The sequence below is a fragment of the Corynebacterium kozikiae genome (assembly GCF_024580965.1).
Taxonomy (GTDB): Bacteria; Actinomycetota; Actinomycetes; order Mycobacteriales; family Mycobacteriaceae; genus Corynebacterium; species Corynebacterium kozikiae.
Genome location: NZ_JANIKJ010000077.1, coordinates 1 through 255 on the forward strand (window position 1 = coordinate 1; position 255 = coordinate 255).

The window sequence follows — 255 nt, forward strand, 5'->3', positions numbered from 1 at the left end:
ACGCTTCGTCGAGTTCTGTGCTCGAGGGACCAAAGCCGCGGGACTGATGGGCGTAAAAGGTGCTCGGGGCAATCGCGATCCCGTGGGCGGTGAGTGTGTCGCAGATTGGCTCGACCCCGAAGCGGTGGCGGTAGGTGCGGATGAAGTCCACAATCACCGAAGTTTGCGGTCGAGCTCCGCCTGGGCGAAAAAAGCCGACGCCGTCTTCAAGATCTCATTGGCCCGACGCAGCTTGGCCACTTCCTTGGCCTGCTC

1 pseudogene and 1 other annotated feature are annotated in these 255 nt (G+C 62.0%); the pseudogene reads right to left on the minus strand.

From position 1 onward, the window contains the following. Window positions 1–255: pseudogene (locus tag NQ018_RS11750) on the minus strand (IS3 family transposase); the annotation flags it as partial. Further along, window positions 65–196 (minus strand) — a sequence feature (AL1L pseudoknot). It overlaps the preceding pseudogene by 132 nt.